We start from the raw sequence: 1,839 nt of genomic DNA, 5'->3' as shown, positions 1-1,839 counted from the left end.
CTCGGGTTGGGGTCCGGAAACGCCACTCCAGTGCGCGGTGATCACCCGTCCAGCTTCTCCACTCGCTGGACCAGTCCCCAACTTGCGATAGCGCCGTAGCGAAAACCGTTCGCGTCGAACAAGAATTCCTCGTACGGAGGCATCGAGTCGCCTTCGGCCAACGGACCAAAGGACGCACCGAGCTCATCCTCCGTACAGGCTAGCGGCACGATACCAGCGGGGTCGGAGTACGTTTCAGCTACCACGCCATTCGCACGCTGGAATTAAGCGTTCTTCCAGTGCCCTGCCTCACCGACCACAACGAAGTCGAGCTGGGGCCAGATGACCGAGCGATAGGTAATCACCGAATCCGCCAAGACCGGTCCGGTATACCCAACTAGCCGCGCAAAATTTCCGATCTGCTCGGGACCGAACGCCAGTTCGGACGAAATTCTTTCCCGAATCATCGCAGCCTCGGTCCGATTGGCTCCGACACGCCTCAGGATCGAGTGTTTCAGCGCGTCTGAACATACCATACCTGTCAGCAAATAGATGTCCATTTCGCGACGACCCGATTCATTCATTTGAGATCCTCCATGCGAATCACTACATATTACCTAGCGATGAAGTCGACAACGTTCCCTCGCGCGGCGACGACCGACCCGTCTGCGCGAACGATCATCACTACCTTTTGAGTTGCGTACTTGGGGAGGATAACCGTACCGCCACCTACAGCGGGTGCGGTACCACCAGTCTCACCGAATGCTCGCTTTGAGGCTGCGACGGTCGCTTCCACCGCATCATCGTGGCTGAGTTTCTGGTCCGTCAATTTGGACGCTAACAAATCAGGTTTACCCGAGCCAGGCGGCAAGTCCTTGATTTCGTCGGCAATCTTATTTCCTTTATCCGTCGCAGAAGTTCCTGGCGCGGATTTTGGCGAAGCCTCTGATCTGACCGGTCTATTGCGTGACAAAGCCCGGGCATCATCAACGGCAGCCTTCGCCTTGCTCAGGTCACGCTTTACCCGAAGCGCTTCCCGTGCGGCTTTCGCCCGTTGCCATGCGATCACTGCATCGGCTATAAGCGCCGCGTACCGGCCGATGATTGTCGTCGTTGCCACTGTCGTCGCAACGGCACTCAGTCCGAGTGTTATCCAAGCCGTCGCCGCAGTGATGACAGCTTGGGCCAGCAGTGCAGCAGCGAGTTCTTCCAAAAGAGTTTTAGAGTCTGCTTTCGCAGGGTCTCCAATTCCGTCTTCTGGTCGCTACACATCGTCGAAAGTTCGCCGCATGCCGCTAGAAGGTCATCGACAGTCGACTGCATCCCATTAAGTTTGTCGCGGATAATGTCCGCATCGGCAGCCACGACGGCGTCCATCGTGACTGCGGCCTTTCCCATGACGGTGCCGATCCGAACCATGTAGTCCCGCTGTAATCGACCCCATGCCGACGCCGCAGTACTCAGTTTGTCGGTATCGCCATCGGGGATCGGGATAGACAACTTATCCGCGATCTTGATCGCGGTATCGACCGCATCGCGTAGCCCTTGACTCGGACCGCCAGCTGATGGTATTTGGCCGAAGTATCGGCAAATGGGAGAGGGTACCGATCGCATCGTCGGGGCAGCACCAGCAGGGTTGCTCGTGCTGTAATAGTCGGCCAGTTCATAATTGAATCCGGCCTGCATAATTACGCCGCCGAGGTTCTGCAACCCTTCACACAGCGTAGCCGCCAATCTAAGAACCTCATCGACACGGGCATCATACTCATTCCCCCAGCTGACGCCCGCCTCATCCACACCAGCCATCGCGGCGCAATTTTCCATCGACTTCGACTCCGCGATGAATGCCCACTGCACAGC

2 protein-coding genes and 1 pseudogene are annotated in these 1,839 nt (G+C 57.3%); all 3 read right to left on the bottom strand.

Annotation, left to right across the window (positions count from 1 at the left end):
* Positions 1–263: 263 nt before the first annotated feature.
* Positions 264–563, bottom strand: coding sequence for a hypothetical protein (locus ACFWPJ_RS31805; RefSeq protein WP_378857074.1), 300 nt, complete (start codon positions 561–563; stop codon positions 264–266).
* A gap of 29 nt (positions 564–592) precedes the next feature.
* A complete protein-coding gene (locus ACFWPJ_RS31800) occupies positions 593–1,048 on the bottom strand; it encodes a hypothetical protein (protein WP_378857073.1) in 456 nt (151 codons plus the stop codon).
* Between the two features lie 80 nt (positions 1,049–1,128).
* A pseudogene (locus ACFWPJ_RS31795) lies at positions 1,129–1,839 on the bottom strand (hypothetical protein); the annotation flags it as partial.

This window comes from Nocardia sp. NPDC058497, assembly GCF_042720195.1.
In the GTDB taxonomy this organism is placed as follows: domain Bacteria; phylum Actinomycetota; class Actinomycetes; order Mycobacteriales; family Mycobacteriaceae; genus Nocardia.
This window is presented reverse-complemented; position numbering and strand designations above follow the sequence as displayed.

Excerpts from the sequence above, each read along its gene's own strand:
- ACFWPJ_RS31805 (WP_378857074.1), bottom strand. The coding sequence starts at position 563 with ATGAATGAATCGGGTCGTCGCGAAATGGACATCTATTTGCTGACAGGT.